The following is a 17,497-nucleotide window of genomic DNA, read 5'->3' as shown; positions in this document are numbered from 1 at the left end:
GATCATGGACGCGACCGTCCTCGCCTGGGCGCTGGCACAGCCCGCTGGTACCCGTGCTGCCGTCCTGGCGGCGGCCTTCACCGGCGGCACCACGCGCGTGACCTTCGACGGTCGCACCGTGGAATACCGGTCGCTCGATGAACTCGGCCGCGCCCTATCGGTGCTCCATGCAGCGGAGAACGCCGCCGCGCGCCGCCCCAACGTGACGTTCGCCAGCTTCTCCCGCGAGGGAACCAAGTGATGGGGCGTCTTCGTGATGCCTGGAACGCCCTGCGCGGCTATGCCGCGGCGCAGGACAACCGCGCGTCGAGCTGGGCTGCGTCCGGCACCAGCGCCACGGCCGAGGTTGGTGCTGCGGCCCCCACTGTGGCGCGCCGTGCCCGGGATGCTGTCCGCAACGACCCCTACGCCGCCCGTATCGTCGACCTCTGGACCGGCAATGCCGTCGGCGCCGGCATCACCACCCGCTGGCCAGACAAGGCGCACGCCGAGGCCTGGCGCCGCTGGTCCGACAGCACCGCCTGCGACGCCGAGGGGCGGCTCGATCTCTATGGCCTGCAGGCCCTGGTCATGCGCGCCGTGGTCGAGAGCGGGGAATGCTTCGTCCGCCTGCTGCCGGCCGACATCACGCCGGCCAATCCGATCGGGCTCCGCCTGCAGGTGCTGGAAAGCGACCACCTCGACACGGCACGGCAGGGCGTCATCGAGGGTGTCCCTACGCTGCAGGGCATCGGCCTCGGCGAGACCGGCGAGCCGGTCGGCTATTGGCTGCACCGCGTGCATCCCGGTGCCTCCTGGGTGCTGCCGGGCGGCGCCACCTGGCTCAGCAGCCAGCGCGTGCCCGCCCGCGATGTGCTGCACATCTATCGCAAGCGCCGGCCGGGACAGCTGCGCGACGTCTCCTGGCTGGCGCCCGTGCTGACCCGCCTGCGCGACCTCGGCGACTACGAGGCGGCGCTGCTGATGAAAGCCAAGATCGAAGCCTGCCTGGCGGCGGTCGTCTCCGAGGATGGCGACGACGCCATGACCGGCCCGGCGTCGGGCCTGCTGCGGGATGCACAGGGCCGCACGGTGGAGAGCTTCGAGCCGGGCATGATCCTGTATCGCCGCGGCATTGGGTCCGTGGAGGTGGTGAATCCCTCCGGTGGTGGATCGCATGCCGCCTTCGCGCGCCGGGCGCTGGAAGCCTCTGCAGTCGGCACGGGCCTGACCTACGACCAGGTCGCCGGTGACTTGACGCAGGCGAACTACTCCTCGCTCCGCGCCGGCAAGATCGAGTTCCGCCGCCTCTGCGAGCAGGTGCAGTACGGGATGTTGATCCCGATGCTGGTGCGCCCCATCGCCGACCGCTTCCATGCGCAGGGTGCGCTGCTCGGGTTGTGGGGCGCCGAGGTGCCGGACGGTCTCTCCCACGTCCCCCCCGCGCACGAGATGATCGACCCGCTCAAGGACACCACCGCTCTGATCGCGCAGGTCCGCGCCGGCTTTGTGCCGCAGCCCGAGGCGGTGGGCGCCTTCGGCTACGACTTCCGCCAGGTCGTCGAGATGATCCGCGAGGCCAACGCGCTGCTGGACGAGGCCGGCCTCGCCCTCGACACCGATCCGCGCCGCGTCGCGAAGTCCGGCGCCGCACAGGACGCCGCGCAGATGGCCGCCGTCGAGATCGCCGCTACCGGCGCCGCGGCACCGCCCCGCGCCGAGCCAACCCCAGGAGCCCCCGCATGATCGCCGGCGCCTACGACTGGACGGACGACATGCTCAAGATCAAGAGCATGCAGAAGAAGTTCCGCGACAGCTTCAACGGAACCGAGATCAACCCGGCCCGCTGGGACGTCGCGGCCAGCGGCAGCGGCATGGCGCTCGCCGTCGCCGACGGCACCGTCACCATCTCGACCGGCACCGTGCTCGACGACGAGGTCGTGCTGACCAGCCGCACCGCCTTTACCATCCCGCTCCGGGTCATGGTCGCGGTGAACCTCAGCCAGCGCATCGCCGGTCAGTCGGTCTGGCTCGAGCTGGTCTCCGTCGACCCAACCTCCGCCCAGCCGGACGGCCGCAGCGCCGCCGCCTGGCGGCTGGACGGCACCAGCCCGACGCTCGCGAACTACGAGGTGCAGAGCGAGGGCGCTCCCCGCCTCGTCACCGCCTCCGCCTCGACCATCCCGACCACGGCCCCGGCGGGTTGGTCGGTGCTGGAGATCGAACCGACCAACGACGAGTGCTGGTTCCACGGCCGGCAGATCGACACCACGGCGGCGCGATCGAACTCCTACGTCCGCCACCAGCAGATCCCGGAGCCGAATGCGCTCTACCGATTCCGGATCCGGGTGCGGAACCGGCAGTTCGTCAACGGCATCTCGGCGGTCGCCAACAACGGCTCCGGTCTGGTTCGGATCACCCGCGCAGCGCATGGCTTCGCGACGAACGACGTGGTGACGGTGGCGGACGTCTCCGGCGTGCCGGGGGCGAACGGCACCTTCACGATCACGGTCATCGACGCGAATAGCTTCGATCTGGTCGGCTCGACCTTCTCCGGCGCCTACCTGAACACCGGCTGGGCCTCGGTCTCGCGGAACCTGGCGCCGGCCTCCAGCACAGATGTGAAGGTGCAGTTCGTCACGATCGCCGACTACGCCGAGCTCACCACCGAGATCACCGCCGGCCGCGGCCAGTCGGTCGCGGGCCAGGGGCTCGGGGTGAACGTGCTGAGCACCATCGCCCCGACGCTGACGGCGGTGGGCGGCCAGCCGCGCAACACCTCTGGCGCTCTGCCGGTGCTGGTGGCCACGGGCCTCTCGGCGAACCCCACGGCGGTGACCACCGGCCGCGGCATCGACCTGCTCGCGACGCTGATCGGCGCGCTGGTGAACAAGCCCTTCTCGATCCCGGAGGCCGACTGGCAGTACGCCGGCGCCGCGGGCGGGATTACCGGCACGACCGACGTGGTGCTGAAAGCGGCAGCCGCCGGCATCCGGAATTACGTCACGTCGATCGATGTGCGGAACGCGCATGCGACGGTGGCGACCGAGGTGGTGATCAAGGACGGGGCGACGGTGATCTGGCGGCAGCTGCTGCCGGCGGCGATGGCGACGCCGGTGGACATCGCCTTCCCGACGCCGCTGCGCGGGACGGCGGCCACGGCGGTGAACTTCGCCTGCCTGACCACCGGCGCGCAGGTCTACGTCAACGCGCAGGGCTACGCCGCGCCGTGACGGCCGTTGTCCACAGCTTTTCCCGCGCTTAGCCACAGGCTTATCCACATGACCGCGACGACCGAGCCGGGCGGGGGCGACCCCGCGCCGGATGCCCCTGCCATGCCGATCGTGGCGCAGCGCGCGCTGGCGGCCCCGGCCACCGTCGATCGTGCCGCGCGCACCGTCGAGGTGGTTTGGTCCACCGGCGCCCGCGCCCGCAACTTCGTCCCCGCCCTCGGCCTCATCACCGAGGAGTTGGAGATGTCGCCGAATGCGGTGCGCATGGACGCGCTGCGATCTGGCCAGGCCCCGGTGCTGAACACCCACCGCCGCGGCGATGCCCGCGACGTGCTCGGCCGCGTCACCGCTGCCCGCCTCGAGCGCGGCCGCGGTTACGCCACGCTGCAGTTCAGCACCGCCGCCGATGTGGAGCCCGTCTGGCAGCGCATCGCCGACGGCACGCTGCGGGCGGTCAGCGTCGGCTATCGCGTTCACCGCTACGAGCCGCGGCCGGACGCCGCCACGGGCGAGACCGTCCACCGCGCCGTGGATTGGGAGCCCTTCGAGATCTCCGTCGTGCCGGTCCCGGTGGACCGGGACGCCGCAGTCCGTGCGCAGGGAGAGCAGGGCCTCCCGGCGCCGGCAATCGAGCCTGCCCTGTCTGACGAGGACCCCATCATGCCCGAGACGACGCCGGCTGAGCCGGCTGCCCCGCCCGCGGCGCCGCCCTCCGCCGCGCCGTCCATCCCACCCCAGGAGACCTCCGTGACCACCACGCCCACCCCTGCGCCGGCCGCACCGCCCGAGCCCACCCGCGCCGCGCCGGTGCCGGCCACCTCGCCGATCGACCTCGACGCGATCCGCGCCGAGGCCGAGCGCGCCGTCGCCGAGCGCATCGCCAGCTACGAGCCGGTGCTCGCCGCCGCGCGCGGCCTGCTCCCCGCCGACACCATCGACGCGCTGCGCCAGGCCGCGATGCGCGATCGCGCCAGCCCCGAGGTGCTGCGCGCCCGGCTGTGGGAGGCCTTAACCCAGGCGCAGACGACCCGCCCGACGCTCCCGGCCCGCCCGGAGAGCGGCCCCGGCCACGATTATCCCGCGCAGCTGCTCGACGCCATGGCCGAGGCGCTCGCCGCCCGCTCCATGCCGGGCTACCAGCCGCCCAGCAGGGGCCCCGGCGCTGGCCGCCACGCCGAGTTCATGGGCTGGCGCCCCTCCGACATGCTGCGCGAGCTCCTCGCGCGCCGCGGCGATCGCAACCCGCCGCGCAACCCGACGCTGCTCGCCGAGCGCGCCTTCCACACCAGCTCCGACTTCCCGGCGCTGCTCTCTGCCGCCGCCAACAAGATGCTGCTCGCGGCCTATGCCCCGGCGCAGCCGACCTACCGACAGATCTTCCTCCGCCGCGATTTCCGGGATTTCAAGCCGCATCGCCATCTGCGCATCGGCGACTTCCCGACGCTCCTGCCGCTGCTGGAGAACGGCGAGATCCAGGTCGGCACCATGTCCGAGAGCCAGGAGATCGTCGTCCTGCAGACCTTCGCGCGGCGCATCCGCGTCACGCGACCGATGCTGGTCAACGACGACCTCGGCGCCTTCACCGACTTCGCCGCGGCGATCGGCCGCCGCGTCGCCGAGTTCGAGAACGCGACGGCCTACCAGCTGCTGAACAGCGGCAATGGCGATGGCGATGGCCCGACGCTCACCACCGGCAACGCCACGGTGTTCGGCACCGGCGCGGGGCGCGCGAACAAGGCCGGCGCGGGCTCTGCTCTCGACCTGCCGAACCTCGCCGTCGGCCGCGCGGCCATCATGCGCCAGAAGACGCTGGACGGCCTCCCCATCTCGATCGGCAGCAGCATGCGGCTGCTGGTCGGCCCGAGCCAGGAGCTGGCGGCCCGGCAGCTCACCGTCAGCGTCGCCGCCAACCAGATCGGCAACGCGAAGGTCTTCGCGGGCTTCGTGCAGCCGCTGGTCGAGCCGCTGATCGGAGCGAACCGCTGGTACCTCTTCTCCGACCCGCTCTCGGCGCCGGTCTATGTCTACGGCTACCTGAACGGGGCGGAGGGGCCGCAGGTCGCCACCGGCCCGGTGCAGGGCGCGGATGGCATCGAGGTCAGCGTGATCTTCGACTTCGGCGTCGGCGCCATCGACTGGCGCGGCGCCTGGTTTAACCCTGGGACGTGATGTTGCAGCTTGCCTCAAGCCTCAACGCTGGTGCGGACCTCAGAGTGATTTTCTGAGGTTCGCGTCACGCGTCGCTTCCATTTCGGCGATCGCTGTGGCCAAAGCCGCGGTCAACTCTCGCGCCGAGCCTCGCAGCTGATTGATTGGCGTCTGCTCGTGGTCCGGCGCTTGGCAGGCGCGATCCAGAGCCGCGAGCATCGTGCCCGCCGCGAATGGCGTCGGATTGGCGGCGATCGCGGCAATGCGGGCGCGCCCAGCTTCGTCCTGAGCGAGCCACTCGTCCGCGAGGGGCACTGTCGATGCCGTCAGGATCGCGGGCGCGGCCGACACAGGCTTGGACGGCTGCGCTTCCGTCCAGTTCCGCTCTGCCATGAAGCCGCTGATCCGTAAGCCGAGTATAACCAGGGCCTCCTCACCAAGAGGCACAATGATCCTCGGACTGTCGTCAGGTTCGACTGATGCGAGCGACGGCGGAATGCCATGCAGTTCGTCCCGAAGCACGACATCGCCCATATCGAAGCCGTAGCCGCTGCAATCGCTCATGTGCGTGTAAACCATTTCACGCTCACCGATCTCGAATTCCCGCTTTGGGGCAGGCTGCTGACTCACGCTCCTCACCAGGCCCGCAGCCAGAGATTCAGGCAGTCGCGTTAGGGGGCTTTCGGCTCTGGTGGCAATCGCTCTATGGCAGACAGCGATTACGTCGCCCCGCTGCATCTGCTTTCCGGTGTAAGGCTCAAAGACGTTCGAGTAGTCAGCCGACAGGATGTAGCTGACGCACCGGGCGCGCAGACACGGGGCGACTGCGCTTCCCGGGCCTTGCGGCGCTAGGACGAGATGCAGGACCAGGACCGTATGGACGGTGACGGGAAGCTCATCAGCTCCGCGCCGGAGAAGATCTTCGTAGTTGGCCACATCATCAGGTGTGCAGTCCGGTCCGTAGAGTTCCTTGGGATCTAGAAGCCGAAAGCGAAACACGCCGGATCGGGGAGAGCCTGCTTCAACCCACCCCAGGAACGCCGATGGCTCCTTGGCTCCGCCCGATCCCGGTTGGAACTTGCCGTCCCGATAGCCGAGGCCCCAACCCGTCTGTCTGGCGAAATACCGCGGCAGGTCGAATTCCTGGGAGATCTTCCGTGCCTGATGCTGCAATAGGGCGAGTAGGGTGGCCCATGCCTCCCGCTGAGGATCCTCGGGCGGCAGTTCGCTCTCGATCTCTGCGGCGAAGCGAGTGCCGGCGAACAGATCAACCAGATAGAAGTCCCTGTCGTCGAGACCAAGCAGCTTGGCCGCGGCGCGCGCGAGCCTGACGTACCCTGAAGGATCGTGCGTCAACTGTTTGGCGCGCTCAGCCTTCTTCGCCGGCGGCCAAGTCGGATCACAAAGGAAGTACGGAGCTCGCTTGGTCGACTCACTAGCTCTGCCCATCCCCGCCTCGTGCAGAATCGTCGCTCGCGTGACGGCAGGCGATCGGCTCTGCGCATCTTCCATGATGTTCCAGAGGTTCTCGGCGATGCGCAGGCGCAGGCTCGGTTGCGCGCCCATCTGCCGCTTCATCTCGCGAGGCCGGTCAAGCAAATCCTGGTTGATCCGCGCAACGCGAGCGGCGCGGACTTGCCGGTCGCGTTCCGCTTGCTGCGATAGATCGTGACCCGGCACGTTAGGCGTCTTGTCTCCCATGCGCGTAGCTCCCTTCACCGGCGCGTCCGAGCCGCATGCCGCCGCGGGTTGGTACGATCGGCGCCGAGGTACACCCGACCTCGATGGCTTGGGTGCGAGATGACAGTCATTACAGATCCGTTCTCTGCAAACACGACAACCAGCTGACAGGCCGCCTCAAGGACGGCGACGGGGATTCCGCCTCGTTCCAGCCGCTTGCGCTTCTCGCGCGAGATATGCTCGGCGACGGCGCCGCCGCCGACGTGATGCCCCTGGTCGGCCTCGGCGAGCACGAGCGAGAGCGCCTCGGCGCGCACCCCGCGCTGTCTGATCCGAGCCAAGGCGTGGTGGGTGAAGCTGATTTCATCCGCTGCGGTGGTCTGCATGTTGGCCCGTCCCATCAGGTTCGAGCCGGGAAATACGCCGTCCTAGACCATTGATCTTTCCAGTTTCCGGAACCAACGCAAGATTTCTTTGGAAGAATTTTCGGAAGCTTTTTTGGAAGTCTAGGTGACGGATTCCCACCAAGGCCTGCTCGCTGGAAGTCGAGCCTTCTCAACGTCATCCACAGGAGACCCTCCATGCGCAACTGCATCCGTCCCGACGCCCGCTCCGTCCCCATGGTCGTGCCCTACGCCGGCGGCATCCTCTCTGGCCAAGGCATGCTGGTCGGCGCCTTCTTCGGCGTGGCCGCCGCCGACGCTGCGCAGAACGCCACCGTCGAGTGCGAGACCCGCGGCGAGTTCGAGCTCGCCAAGGACCCGACCCAGGCCATGGCGGCCGGCACGCGCGTTTTCTGGGACAACACCAACCGGCGCCTGACCACCACCGCGACGGGGAACTTCCAGGTCGGCGTCGTCACCGTCGCCGCCCTCGCGGCCGACACCACGGTGCGCGTCATGCTGGCCCGCGTGCCGGCCTCGGGGGCGTGACCATGGATCCCAAGGCCAGCCGGGGCTACCGCAACCGCAATCCCGGGAACATCGAGCACGTCGCCACAAACAAATGGCTCGGGCTCGTCGATCCGCCTTCGGACGGGCGCTTCTGCCGCTTCCGTTCGCACCAGCACGGCATCCGCGCGCTGGCGTTGCTGCTGCAGAGCTACCAGGACCGGCACGGGCTGCGCACGGTCCGCGGCATCGTGGCGCGCTGGGCCCCGAGCAACGAGAACGACACGCGCGCCTACCAAGCGGCGGTCGCTGCGCGGCTGGGGGTCGGGCTCGACGATCCGATCGACCTGCACGATGCCGCCACTATGCGCGGGCTGGTCGAGGCGATCATCCGACACGAGCTCGGCGGCATGCCCTATGCGCCGGAGACGATCGCGGAGGGGCTGCGCATGGCGGGGCTGATTGCGCCCGGCCTCGCCCACAGCGGCACCGTGCGCGCGGCCGCGGGCTCGGTGGTCGCCGGCGTCACGGCGGCAGCGGCGGTCGATGCCGTCACGACGCTCGCGCCGCATGCCGAGGGCTTGGCGTCGGTCCTGCGGGCGCTCGGCCCCTGGGGCGTTGCCGCCGCGGTGATCGGCGTCGCGGCCTGGACCATCCACCAGCGGCTGCAGCGGCAGCGGGAGGTCGCTCGATGACGGACCATGATCGCGAACTCGGCACCATCGTCACCCGCCTGACCGAGATCGAGAGGCGCCTCGCCGAGGGCGACAAGGACATGCGCGAGCTCACCCGCACCGTCACGGAGCTGGTCAAGGCGATGGCCGGCCTCACGGCGCCGCTGTCGCTGGCGGCGGGCGGCGTGCCGAGCGCGTCGCCGGCGATCCCGGCCACGGGCGCGGCGGCGGCTGGCGGCATCGTCGGCGCCGCGGTCGGCGCGAAGCTCGCCTCCTGGCTCGGGCTCGGCTGATCCGCCATGGGCGTGTTCGACGAGGCGCTGGCGGTGCTCGCGGCCGACCCTAACATCGGCGTCGAGGCGACCTACCGGGCGGCAGGCACTGGTGCGCCTGTGCCCCTCCGCATCCTGCGCTCAAGCCCCGATCGCGTGGCGGACGCCTTCGATACGGCGGTGCTGCGCGCGACAGATGTGGTGACGGTCGGCATCGCCCTGCTGCCAGCGATCGACGCGGGCGACACCTTCGCCATCGGCGCGGACCTGCTGACGGTGGACAGCGCCGAGCGGGACGCGGCCGGCGTTGCTTGGCGCGTGCTCTGCCGGCGGTAGGCGATGCGCCTCTCTGCCGTCGTGGGCGACCTGCGCAAGGCGCTGGCCGAGGAGGTCCGCGCCGGCGAGCGGGCCGCCACACGCGCCGTGCGCGCCGAGACCGACGCGCTCAAGGGGGAACTGCGCCAGCAGGTCACCGGCTCGCTCGGCGGCAAGGCGCGCGGCATCGCCAATGCCTGGCGCGCGCAGGTCTTCCCGCGCACGGGCGTGTCGATGCGCGCCGCCGGCCTCGTCTGGAGCAAGACGCCGTTGGTGATCGATGCCTTCGAGCGCGGCGCGCTGGTCCGGCCGAAGGGCGGCGGGCGGTTCCTCGCGATCGCTACGGGCTTCAACGCGGGCCGTGGCTGGCGCGGCCGCGGCGACAAGGGGCTGCGCGTCACGCCTGCCCAGATGGTCGCCTCCGGCCAGGGGTTCCTCCGGCCCTTCCGCTCGGGGCGGGGCTTCGTCTGGTGCCTGCCGCTGCGCCAGGGGACGCAGACCGGCCGCCGCCGGCGCACCCGCCTGATCGCCGGCGGCGTCGCCGAGGTCGGCACCGCCAACCGCAAGGGCCGCGAGGCCTGGGCCCGCGGCCTGCTCGAACAGGGGATGGTGCCGATGTTCCTCCTGCTGCCGCAGGTGAAGCTGGCCAAGCGCCTCGACGTCGGTGGCGCCTCCCTGCGCGCCCTACGTCGCCTGCCGCGGCGCTTCGTGGCGGCCTGGGAAGCCGAGACGGCGAGGACCGGATGAGTGTGCGCGAGACGGCTCTGGCTGCCCTGTACGCCCGCCTGGGTGCCGCCCTGGCCGCGCGGAACCCCGCCCCGAAGGTCCTCCGCAACGAGAGCGTTCCGCAGCGCCTTCCGCCCGGCGGGCTCGTCGTGGTCCGTGACGGCGAGACGGTGGAGGAAACCGCCATCCTCTCGCCGCTCGCCTGGGCGGTCGAGCATCGCGCCGAGGTCGAGGTCGTCGCGACCACGGGCGCGCTGCTCGATGCGCTGCTGGTCGACATCGCGGCCGCGATCCCTGGCGACCGCACCCTCGGCGGCGCAGTCGAATGGGCGCAGCCCGGGGCCCCGACCTTCGACGATGCCGAGACCGAGGGCGCCGCCCCGGCCCGCGCCGCCTCCGTTCCCATCACGTTGTCCTTCACCGTCGCCGGCTCACCGCTGGCCTGATCCCGCTTCCGGAGACGCCCCATGCCCCGTGCCATCGGCGCCAACTCGCGCCTGCTCATGGTCCCCGAGGTCACCTACGGCACCGCGCCCGGCGGCAACTGGCGGCGCGTGCCCTTTCTCTCCTGCAACCTCGGCGCTGAGCAGCCGCTTCTGGATGCGGACGTCATCGGCCTCGGCGGCAATCGCGATCCGGCCGCGCCGTTCTTCGACACCGTCACGGTCGAGGGCGACGTCGTCGTACCTGTCGACCTGATCAACATCGGCCATTGGCTGCGTCTGCTGCTTGGCGCGCCGACCACGACCGGCACCAACCCGAACTTCACCCACACCTTCGGATCCGGCGCGGCGACGCTGCCGTCGCAGGCGATCGAGATCGGCTACCCCGACGTGCCGAGCTACGACGTCTGCGCCGGCGTCCGCGCCGACGCGCTGGAGATCGACTTCAGCCCGACCGGACCGGCGACGGCGACAATCAAGCTCATTGCGCAGGGCTCGACGCGCTCCGGTTCGTCTTCAGGCGGCACGCCTGTCTCTGCGGCCTACACCGCCTTCAACAAGGCGCAGGGCTCGATCAGCCGCGCTGGCTCGGCGCTGGCGCAGGTCACCGGCGCGCGGCTCGCCTACTCGAACAGCGTCGAGGCCGTGCGTACCATCCGCGCCGACCGCAAGATCGAGGGCGCGGATCCCGGCATTGCGCGCGCCACCGGCCAGATCACCGCACGCTTCGCGGACACCACGCTGCTGACGCAGGCGCAGAACGGCACGGCGGCGGAATTCGCCTTCGCGTTCACGATCGACGCCAACCGCAGCCTCACCTTCACGCTGCACGAGGTCTACCTGGCGCTGGCGAAGACGCCGATCGAGGGGCCGGCGGGGGTCGAGGCGAGCTTCGAGTTCCGCGCCGCCTTTAACGCGACGGCGACGCGCATGATGACGGTGGTGCTGAAGAACCAGCAGGCTGGGACGGAGTACGCGTGAGATGATGCATCGCAGGTCTAGCGCACCTCAAACCGATACCGCACTGAGCCGCTGCGAACGACTCGGAACCTGCTCCGGGTGTCGCTGCCGACGGGATTGAGCAGAGGCAAAACCCGCCAGCGCTTCGGGTCAAAGACATGGGGTACATACAGGATCCGGTACCGCCGCTTCCGATCGAGACTGGCGCTGCTCGCCACCTCCAACTCGCGCGCGGTCAACTCGAACTCGCCGCCATCGTCCAGCGCTGATTTGACCTCGTAGAGGTACTCGTGCCGCATCGTCTGAACGCAAAAGTCGTAGCCGAGCGAATCATCGCCCGGCGCACCCGTGCAGAATGCCTGGCGGTTTGAGGAAACCCAGCACGCGTCCGTCATCTCCTTCGGGTGTCGGCGCCTGAGGTACTCACGGGCTAGCCACTCGCTGGCGACGCCCATCGCCGTGCGGACAGCTTCGGGCAGTTGCTGTCGCCAATCGCCTCCTTTGCCCCCGCGCGTACCCGGCCGCCGCCGCTCCTCATCTGCGTGGTCTTGCAAGCGAAGCCTGGGAGGACGGCTCCGATTGTACCAATCGTTTCCCTCTGTGAGCGCTGCACTGGCGAGCTGCTCAAACACGATCGCGAAGTCATCGCCGCCAGTGTCGATAGGCTTACCGCCAAACTCAATCGTCCGCCGTGCGACTTCAGCCTTTCGGCGGGTCTCCCGTGCCTCCCGCTCTTCGTGCTGCAGATCGGCTTCAGTCAGCCCGAGCACGTCCAGCGTGTCAGCCGTTGGCATGCCGGCCGGCCACGCGTTTACGCGGCGCAACAGAGCAGGCAACTCGTCGGATCGGAGATTGTCAAAGTCAATCAGGCCCGCCTGATCGAGTGCACGGACGAGAGGCTGTGGATCGGCAGATTCCGTTAGGACTGGGCGTACCGCGCCATTCACTCGACACCATGCCCGTATCAGGCTTGTCAGCCGGGCGTATCTCGAAAGCACCAGCTTACGGTTGGTCGATGTCACAGCATCGAGTGCCGGCAGCGCAATCGAGGGATCGTCTGGTCCGAGCTTCGCCTCCATGGCTGCGGCTGCATGAGATGCTACGAACGAGAGATCTATATTTTCCCTCTCAAGTGTCCACGCCGGATCGAAGGAGATGAAGTCGAGCTGCCTCAGCGCGACATACTCGGCCAGGTCCTTGCTGGCGCGCCAGACGATGATGAACTTTCGTCGCAGGCGCTCCCGGAGCGACGGCGTCATCTCCGCGAGCAGAACGGCGAAGAGCCTCCGGAAATCTGCCTCATCGTTCAGAGGTGGATAGCCAAGTTCGACAAGGGTGCGCCCGTAGGCGGCGAAGTCGAAGCCTAGCCGCTCACGAATGACTCGCTGATCGTCCGTCTCATCGACCGCGGACAGGATTCTCTCGGCGAGTCCGACTTCGAACTCTCCGGCCAGCCATTCGCGCAGCCGTAGCGCAGGGCCGAGGCGGAAATGTCGGTCCGAAAGACGCTCCGCAGCATCGCGACCCTTCAGGAAGGCCACCACCGGCAGAACGGCCGCCACGCGGCGCTCAACGCCTCCGCGCATGGCGGCAAGATAATCGCGGACGACACCGACATCCCGTCGAATCGCGCGGGCCAGCATCAGTTCCGTCGGGCCAGCAGCGGCGCCAGTAAACCCCTCGCGCGCTAGCCTGCTGAGCATCGTCTCGAGCGTGTTGCGCCGGGAACCGACCAACTTCGTCAGCGCTGGCGATGCCTCAAAGAGGAGGTCCATGCCTATGGGCTCGTCTCCACTGACGAGCAGCGTTGGGACGCGAGTGTGCGGCACAGCCTGAGTGCGCTCGTGGCCTCGGACTGGAATCACCTGATCCGCGATGGTGAGCGCGAAGTGTCTGCACCGTCGCACCCGGATCTGGCGGAGCCTCCGCTCTATTTCGTCTGTCGGTAAGGTTCTCAGTTCAAGAGGGTCCCCGAGGTACTCGTGGGCGAGGACCGCCGCGGAGCTCAACCAGGACAGGTCGCCCGCTACAAGCAGCGGATCGTTGGCCGAGGGCTCGAATGTGTCGCCGTCGACGACGAACTGCACATCACCGGAATCGGCGAGCCTTGGCGCATAGACGCCGGTGGAGACCAGGAGATCGCAGATGACGGCCCCATCTGCCTCGCCTACGTCCAGCACGGCCTCGCCAGCGTCGGCCAGAGCGCGAGCCGCGAAGCCCTGGCGCTCGCCCGTTACGTAGACCGTCGGCGGGCTCTCCGCGTCGGGAGAGCATAGGTCAAGGATCCCCGCCCTTTCGACCACGAGCTCAAGTCGAGGAGGGATTGCACTGCGCTGCTCGGCGACGTCATGCCAAGCACGCCGGATCTGATCACGAAGGTCGCGGCGTTCAGCGGCGGCGAGGTCCAAAAGCACGGACGCTAAAGTCTCCAGGCGTTCTGGAGCGCTGGCGGGCGATGCCCAGTCCCGGAGGCCAACCCGTGCGTCGAAGAGGATCGGGGGCAGGCCCGTGCGGCTACCTGGCTCGGCGCCGAAGCGCGGCACAAACCGCGGTGGGTGCTGACGGGCGGCGGAGGTCGACCAGCTCGCGCGTGGCGTGGCGAATACAGTTTCGTCCCGGCGCAGACTTGCGACCCATTCGCCCTCGCGAAGAAATATCTGCAGTGGAGTAGGCAGCTCGATCGTCTGGAAGCCTCGATGGTGTGCAACGCGAAATGTGAAGTGCGCATCCCCGCTATCCCGCAGGTACGCGACCAGAAGGTCAGACAAGGCCTCCTTTGCGGATCCCGGTAGCGCTTGGTGCTCTACCTGTCCGGGAACCCGCCAAATCTCGCCGCCCAGCAGGTAGTCTGTCATCGGGTACGACAGATTTTTTGCACGCGCCTCGTTGGTCCAGTGTACGTCAAGGCCAATGTCTTGCTGGCCGAGCTGGAAGAGACGATTCCAGTAACCCGAGGGGGTGCCCTTCCGGCGCGTCACGCCGGCGATTGGCTGCAATCCATCCCGCACGCCCAGAATGGTGAGGAAGCGCAGCCAGTCCTCGCGCCGGTCGTCGGTAGCTGAACGTGGCCATTCCCCATAATTCACGAGGAGTCCGTCCCGCGCGAAGCGGCAATCCGTGGAGTGCAACGCCGCCTCGTGGAGATACTGCTCAAGCGTCCGGCCTAAGGCGCTCCAGGTGCCTGAAAGCGATGCCTCTCGCGCAAGTCGCCAGCCCCCAAAGCAGGGAACGAGAAGATCCGCATCGCGGAGCGCCTCCTCCACTGACCTGCCTCCCGCGCTGCGCCAAACGCGAAACGCCCAAGTCATCGCTTCGCGCCTTTGGATCTCGGTGGCGGTCCCGCTCAGCGCCCCTTTCAGTCCGGCGAGCGCCTCGATTGGATCGTAGCGCCGTAGCAAACCAGCCTTCTCGAACGCCCGGAAAGCTGCATCAGAGACGTCAACACTCTGACTCAAGAAGCGGAACTTTCGCGAAAGGGCTGAAGGTGGGCTGGGCGGTCCCTCGCTCCGTTTGCCCCGTTCGCGTCCGACGCGGCAGAATACCGGGGGTGCGCCGTCCAGCCCCTTGGCGGTCGCCACGAGCAGCTTGTCGTCACTGCCGAGGAAGATGCGCTTGCCGACGAGCGCTTCTAAGCTGACTGACGAGGCAGAAAAGAAGGTGACGATGTCGTCGTAGAAGTCGCGCCATCGCCCTCGGGCTTGCCGACCGCTGCTCACGAGATACTCGGCGACTGCCTCCACCCACTGGCACAGCGTATCCCCATTGGGTGTGATCGGCAGGGATATAGCGACAGCGATTTCCCGAATGCGCGCGAGGCGGGATTCACCGATTTGACGGGACAGGATGTCCGCTTTCGCGAGGTACGCTAGTCGACTGGGGGTCAGCTGCTTCGTGCGGATTTCTGGCCAGGCATAGAGCGTCTCGAGGCTGGCCCACCTTTTGCTCCCGCCCGAGGTCAATGGCCAAACGGCAGCGGTGGAGAGCGGACGTCCAAGTGCCTGGAACGCCGCAATGACTTTATGCATGTGCGGCCCGGACCAGGCGGTCAGGTCAATCACGGCATTCGCGGGGAGGGGCATATCGTGGTCGACGATTGCGATAGCTGCCGTCGCTGCGGTCACGGCGACGGACTGGAGAAGAAACCTGTTGAGCGCTAGATCAGGCTTGATCGAACGCCGATCAATGTCAGCAAAGAACGGCGCATCGATGTGTCCCGCCATCGGCGAGACCGCCTGCTTGTCCATAGGCAGGAAGTTGAAGCACCTGGGTTGCGCCAGCGGCGTCGGACCGAGGGGCACGGCAACGGAAACTACCGCATCACCCTTCCAGTCGAGCCACCGCTTCAGTGGCGGGGCGGCTGGAATGCTGTCTCGCACGGCGGAGAGGACCGCATCCTTGGGGAGAGTCTGTCGGACGATAAGGAAGGCATTCCGGGCATCGAGCGTCACTTTTTCCATGCGGAAGTTGGGCGGAAGACCTGACGCAGGCACAGCCTCCACATGTCGCGACAGACGCTTTCGTTGCGTGAGCTGGCCCGAGGTGACGACCGCTACGTCCAGGGATGCAAGGCGGTCGAGGAAGAGCTGGAGAGGCGCGGCCTCCTCCAGCACGGCGGCTACCTGCTTGCGCGCCAGGTCGACAGCACGTGCTGAGGTAAGGGGCAAGCAGACCACCGTAGCGTATCCCCTCTGCGCGAGCCGCAGCACCTCCTCAGATTGCTCCTCCACCACTACAGGCACGAGGTAGCGCGGCACGTTCGCAGCTACCGTCTCTGCCTTGGCGGCATCGGCCCCGATTTCTCGCAGTCGCGCAGCTATCTCGCTGATCGTGGCAAACCGAAAACAGAAGCCGTCGAACCTAGAAGAGGTTTGCTCTGAGGCGGCGGAGAAGATACGAACATCATCTGTCAATGCCTCGACACTGCGGAATCCGAGGCCCTTGTTCCCGATCCCTTCGCCGATTTTTTTGTCACTGGTGCCGATGTTTCGGATCGAATCGAGGTTCGAGGCTGAGAATGGACGGCCCCTGTTTGCAACGAGCAGCTCGCCGGTCGCGTCGTTGTGGATGACTAGTCTGACGGCGATCTCGCCCTTCTCGTCGAGGGCGTGGGCATCATGCGCGTTCTGGAGCAGTTCGTAGAGGACCCGCTCGCCGTACTGGGTGCCAATCACATCGTTCAAGCTCTTGAGGCTCTCGTACACCTTGAGCCCGCGGTGGTGCGCGTCGAGTGCATGCTCAAGCTGGGACCGAGTGAGCTTCTGGATCGCGTCGGCGGCCGAAGTCGACAGTGAGCGGTTTAGGCTGGGCTCGTTCCCACCATCATGAGCTCGAAGATTGTCCACCTGATCGTGCATGTCCCCTGCCAGGCTCCGCTCTGATCACCGCAAAGCACGCGGGCGTCGCGCGCCATCGTCACCCGGCGTCCATCGGTAGCTTAAGCGCCAGAGAACCCTTCCGACTCAAGCATAAATGACGGAGAAGCTCATGCTCACTCTCGACCTCCCGGCCGAGCAGTACTGGCTCGACCTGCCCCGCGGCGTCCGCGTGGAGATCCGGCCTGTGACGACAGCGGTCATGGCCGCTGCCCAGGCTGCCGCCGCGCGCCGCCTCGCCGCGGTCCGTATCGCCGATCCGGACCTTGATCCCGACATGTCGCGCGGCCTGTCCTTCGCCTTCCTGGTGAAAGCTCTCGCCCGCCACGCCGTCACCGCCTGGGAGGGCGTCGGCGACAGCGCGGGCAAGCCGCTGCCGCTCTCGCCCGAGGCGGTCGAGCGGCTGATGGACCTTGATGACATCGCCGCCGCCTTCTGGGACCGCGCCACTGCGCCGGTCGCCGTGGTGGCCGCCGAGGGAAACGGCTGAGGGCCCGCGCCGCCTGGCACTTCGGCCGCGGGCCCGAATACTGCCGCGGCTGTGCCGCCCTCGGCCGCGACTGCGCCGACGCGTGCCCCTACGCAGCGCAGGCACCAACCAGCCTTGAGGGCCACGCCTGCTGGGCCGCCGGCACCTCATGCGCCGAAGCCACCATGTCCGGCCTGACCCTCGACACGGCCGGCGCGCTCGCCGCGGCGCGCGATCTCGGCGCTGCCGGCTGGGCCGCCGCCGAACTGCTGCTCGCCATCCGCATCGGCATGGCCGAGGGCAGCGCCGCCCGCCGCGAGGGGGAGACGACCTGAC

At 68.5% G+C, this 17,497-nt stretch carries 16 protein-coding genes; 13 read left to right on the top strand and 3 right to left on the bottom strand.

Annotated features, from left to right (window positions below; all coding sequences use genetic code 11):
- The first annotated feature begins 4 nt into the window (after positions 1 to 4).
- Genes R9Z33_RS05870 through R9Z33_RS05855 form a run of 4 tightly spaced genes read left to right on the top strand, consistent with a single transcriptional unit; the run spans position 5 to position 5,381 of the window.
- On the top strand, positions 5 to 241 hold the full coding sequence (locus R9Z33_RS05870; RefSeq protein WP_318650370.1) for a phage head-tail joining protein: 237 nt from the start codon (positions 5 to 7) through the stop codon (positions 239 to 241).
- Positions 241 to 1,725 carry a phage portal protein gene (locus R9Z33_RS05865; RefSeq protein ID WP_318650369.1) on the top strand — a complete coding sequence of 495 codons (1,485 nt, stop codon included), beginning with the start codon at positions 241 to 243 and terminating at the stop codon, positions 1,723 to 1,725. The genes R9Z33_RS05870 and R9Z33_RS05865 overlap by 1 nt, the downstream gene beginning before the upstream one ends.
- Before the next feature lie 29 nt (positions 1,726 to 1,754).
- The gene (locus tag R9Z33_RS05860; RefSeq protein WP_318650368.1) at positions 1,755 to 3,212 is read left to right on the top strand and encodes a ubiquitin-activating E1 FCCH domain-containing protein; all 1,458 of its coding nucleotides are present in this window, start codon (positions 1,755 to 1,757) and stop codon (positions 3,210 to 3,212) included.
- A 48-nt stretch (positions 3,213 to 3,260) separates the two neighbouring features.
- Positions 3,261 to 5,381 (top strand): prohead protease/major capsid protein fusion protein, encoded by a 2,121-nt coding sequence (locus R9Z33_RS05855; RefSeq protein WP_318650367.1) that lies wholly within the window; start codon positions 3,261 to 3,263, stop codon positions 5,379 to 5,381.
- Positions 5,382 to 5,420: 39 nt separating this feature from the next.
- On the opposite strand, the gene R9Z33_RS05850 is transcribed toward R9Z33_RS05855, so the two are convergent.
- Complete coding sequence (locus tag R9Z33_RS05850) at positions 5,421 to 7,061, bottom strand: hypothetical protein (RefSeq protein ID WP_318650366.1); 1,641 nt, start codon at positions 7,059 to 7,061, stop codon at positions 5,421 to 5,423.
- A gap of 14 nt (positions 7,062 to 7,075) precedes the next feature.
- Positions 7,076 to 7,426 (bottom strand): hypothetical protein, encoded by a 351-nt coding sequence (locus R9Z33_RS05845; protein WP_318650365.1) that lies wholly within the window; start codon positions 7,424 to 7,426, stop codon positions 7,076 to 7,078.
- Positions 7,427 to 7,621: 195 nt separating this feature from the next.
- Here R9Z33_RS05845 and R9Z33_RS05840 point away from each other — a divergent pair, with 195 nt between their 5' ends.
- The 7 genes from R9Z33_RS05840 to R9Z33_RS05810 are packed head-to-tail and all read left to right on the top strand — an operon-like array spanning position 7,622 to position 11,341.
- On the top strand, positions 7,622 to 7,972 hold the full coding sequence (locus tag R9Z33_RS05840; protein WP_318650364.1) for a DUF2190 family protein: 351 nt from the start codon (positions 7,622 to 7,624) through the stop codon (positions 7,970 to 7,972).
- Positions 7,973 to 7,974: 2 nt separating this feature from the next.
- Entirely contained in the window at positions 7,975 to 8,625 is a 651-nt protein-coding gene (locus tag R9Z33_RS05835) for a structural protein (protein ID WP_318650363.1), read from the top strand.
- Positions 8,622 to 8,897 (top strand): hypothetical protein, encoded by a 276-nt coding sequence (locus R9Z33_RS05830; RefSeq protein WP_318650362.1) that lies wholly within the window; start codon positions 8,622 to 8,624, stop codon positions 8,895 to 8,897. Before R9Z33_RS05835 ends, R9Z33_RS05830 begins: the two co-directional genes overlap by 4 nt.
- Positions 8,898 to 8,903: 6 nt before the next feature.
- Positions 8,904 to 9,212, top strand: a complete 309-nt coding sequence (locus R9Z33_RS05825; protein WP_318650361.1) for a head-tail joining protein — start codon at positions 8,904 to 8,906, stop codon at positions 9,210 to 9,212.
- A 3-nt stretch (positions 9,213 to 9,215) separates the two neighbouring features.
- Positions 9,216 to 9,938 carry a DUF6441 family protein gene (locus R9Z33_RS05820; RefSeq protein ID WP_318650360.1) on the top strand — a complete coding sequence of 241 codons (723 nt, stop codon included), beginning with the start codon at positions 9,216 to 9,218 and terminating at the stop codon, positions 9,936 to 9,938.
- Entirely contained in the window at positions 9,935 to 10,363 is a 429-nt protein-coding gene (locus R9Z33_RS05815) for a hypothetical protein (protein WP_318650359.1), read from the top strand. Before R9Z33_RS05820 ends, R9Z33_RS05815 begins: the two co-directional genes overlap by 4 nt.
- A 21-nt stretch (positions 10,364 to 10,384) precedes the next feature.
- The gene (locus R9Z33_RS05810) at positions 10,385 to 11,341 is read left to right on the top strand and encodes a phage tail tube protein (protein WP_318650358.1); all 957 of its coding nucleotides are present in this window, start codon (positions 10,385 to 10,387) and stop codon (positions 11,339 to 11,341) included.
- A 17-nt stretch (positions 11,342 to 11,358) separates the two neighbouring features.
- On the opposite strand, the gene R9Z33_RS05805 is transcribed toward R9Z33_RS05810, so the two are convergent.
- Positions 11,359 to 16,674 carry an ATP-binding protein gene (locus R9Z33_RS05805; RefSeq protein WP_318650357.1) on the bottom strand — a complete coding sequence of 1,772 codons (5,316 nt, stop codon included), beginning with the start codon at positions 16,672 to 16,674 and terminating at the stop codon, positions 11,359 to 11,361.
- Positions 16,675 to 16,804: 130 nt separating this feature from the next.
- Between R9Z33_RS05805 and R9Z33_RS05800 the strand changes: the two genes are divergently transcribed.
- Positions 16,805 to 17,182 (top strand): hypothetical protein, encoded by a 378-nt coding sequence (locus R9Z33_RS05800; protein ID WP_318650356.1) that lies wholly within the window; start codon positions 16,805 to 16,807, stop codon positions 17,180 to 17,182.
- 164 nt (positions 17,183 to 17,346) lie between these two features.
- A complete protein-coding gene (locus R9Z33_RS05795; RefSeq protein WP_318650355.1) occupies positions 17,347 to 17,496 on the top strand; it encodes a hypothetical protein in 150 nt (49 codons plus the stop codon).
- Position 17,497: the final 1 nt, after the last annotated feature.

Origin of the sequence: Sediminicoccus rosea (assembly GCF_033547095.1) — a bacterium.
GTDB lineage: Bacteria > Pseudomonadota > Alphaproteobacteria > Acetobacterales > Acetobacteraceae > Roseococcus > Roseococcus rosea.
Note: the sequence above shows the minus strand (reverse complement) of the source record. Positions and strands in the feature narration are given on the sequence as shown.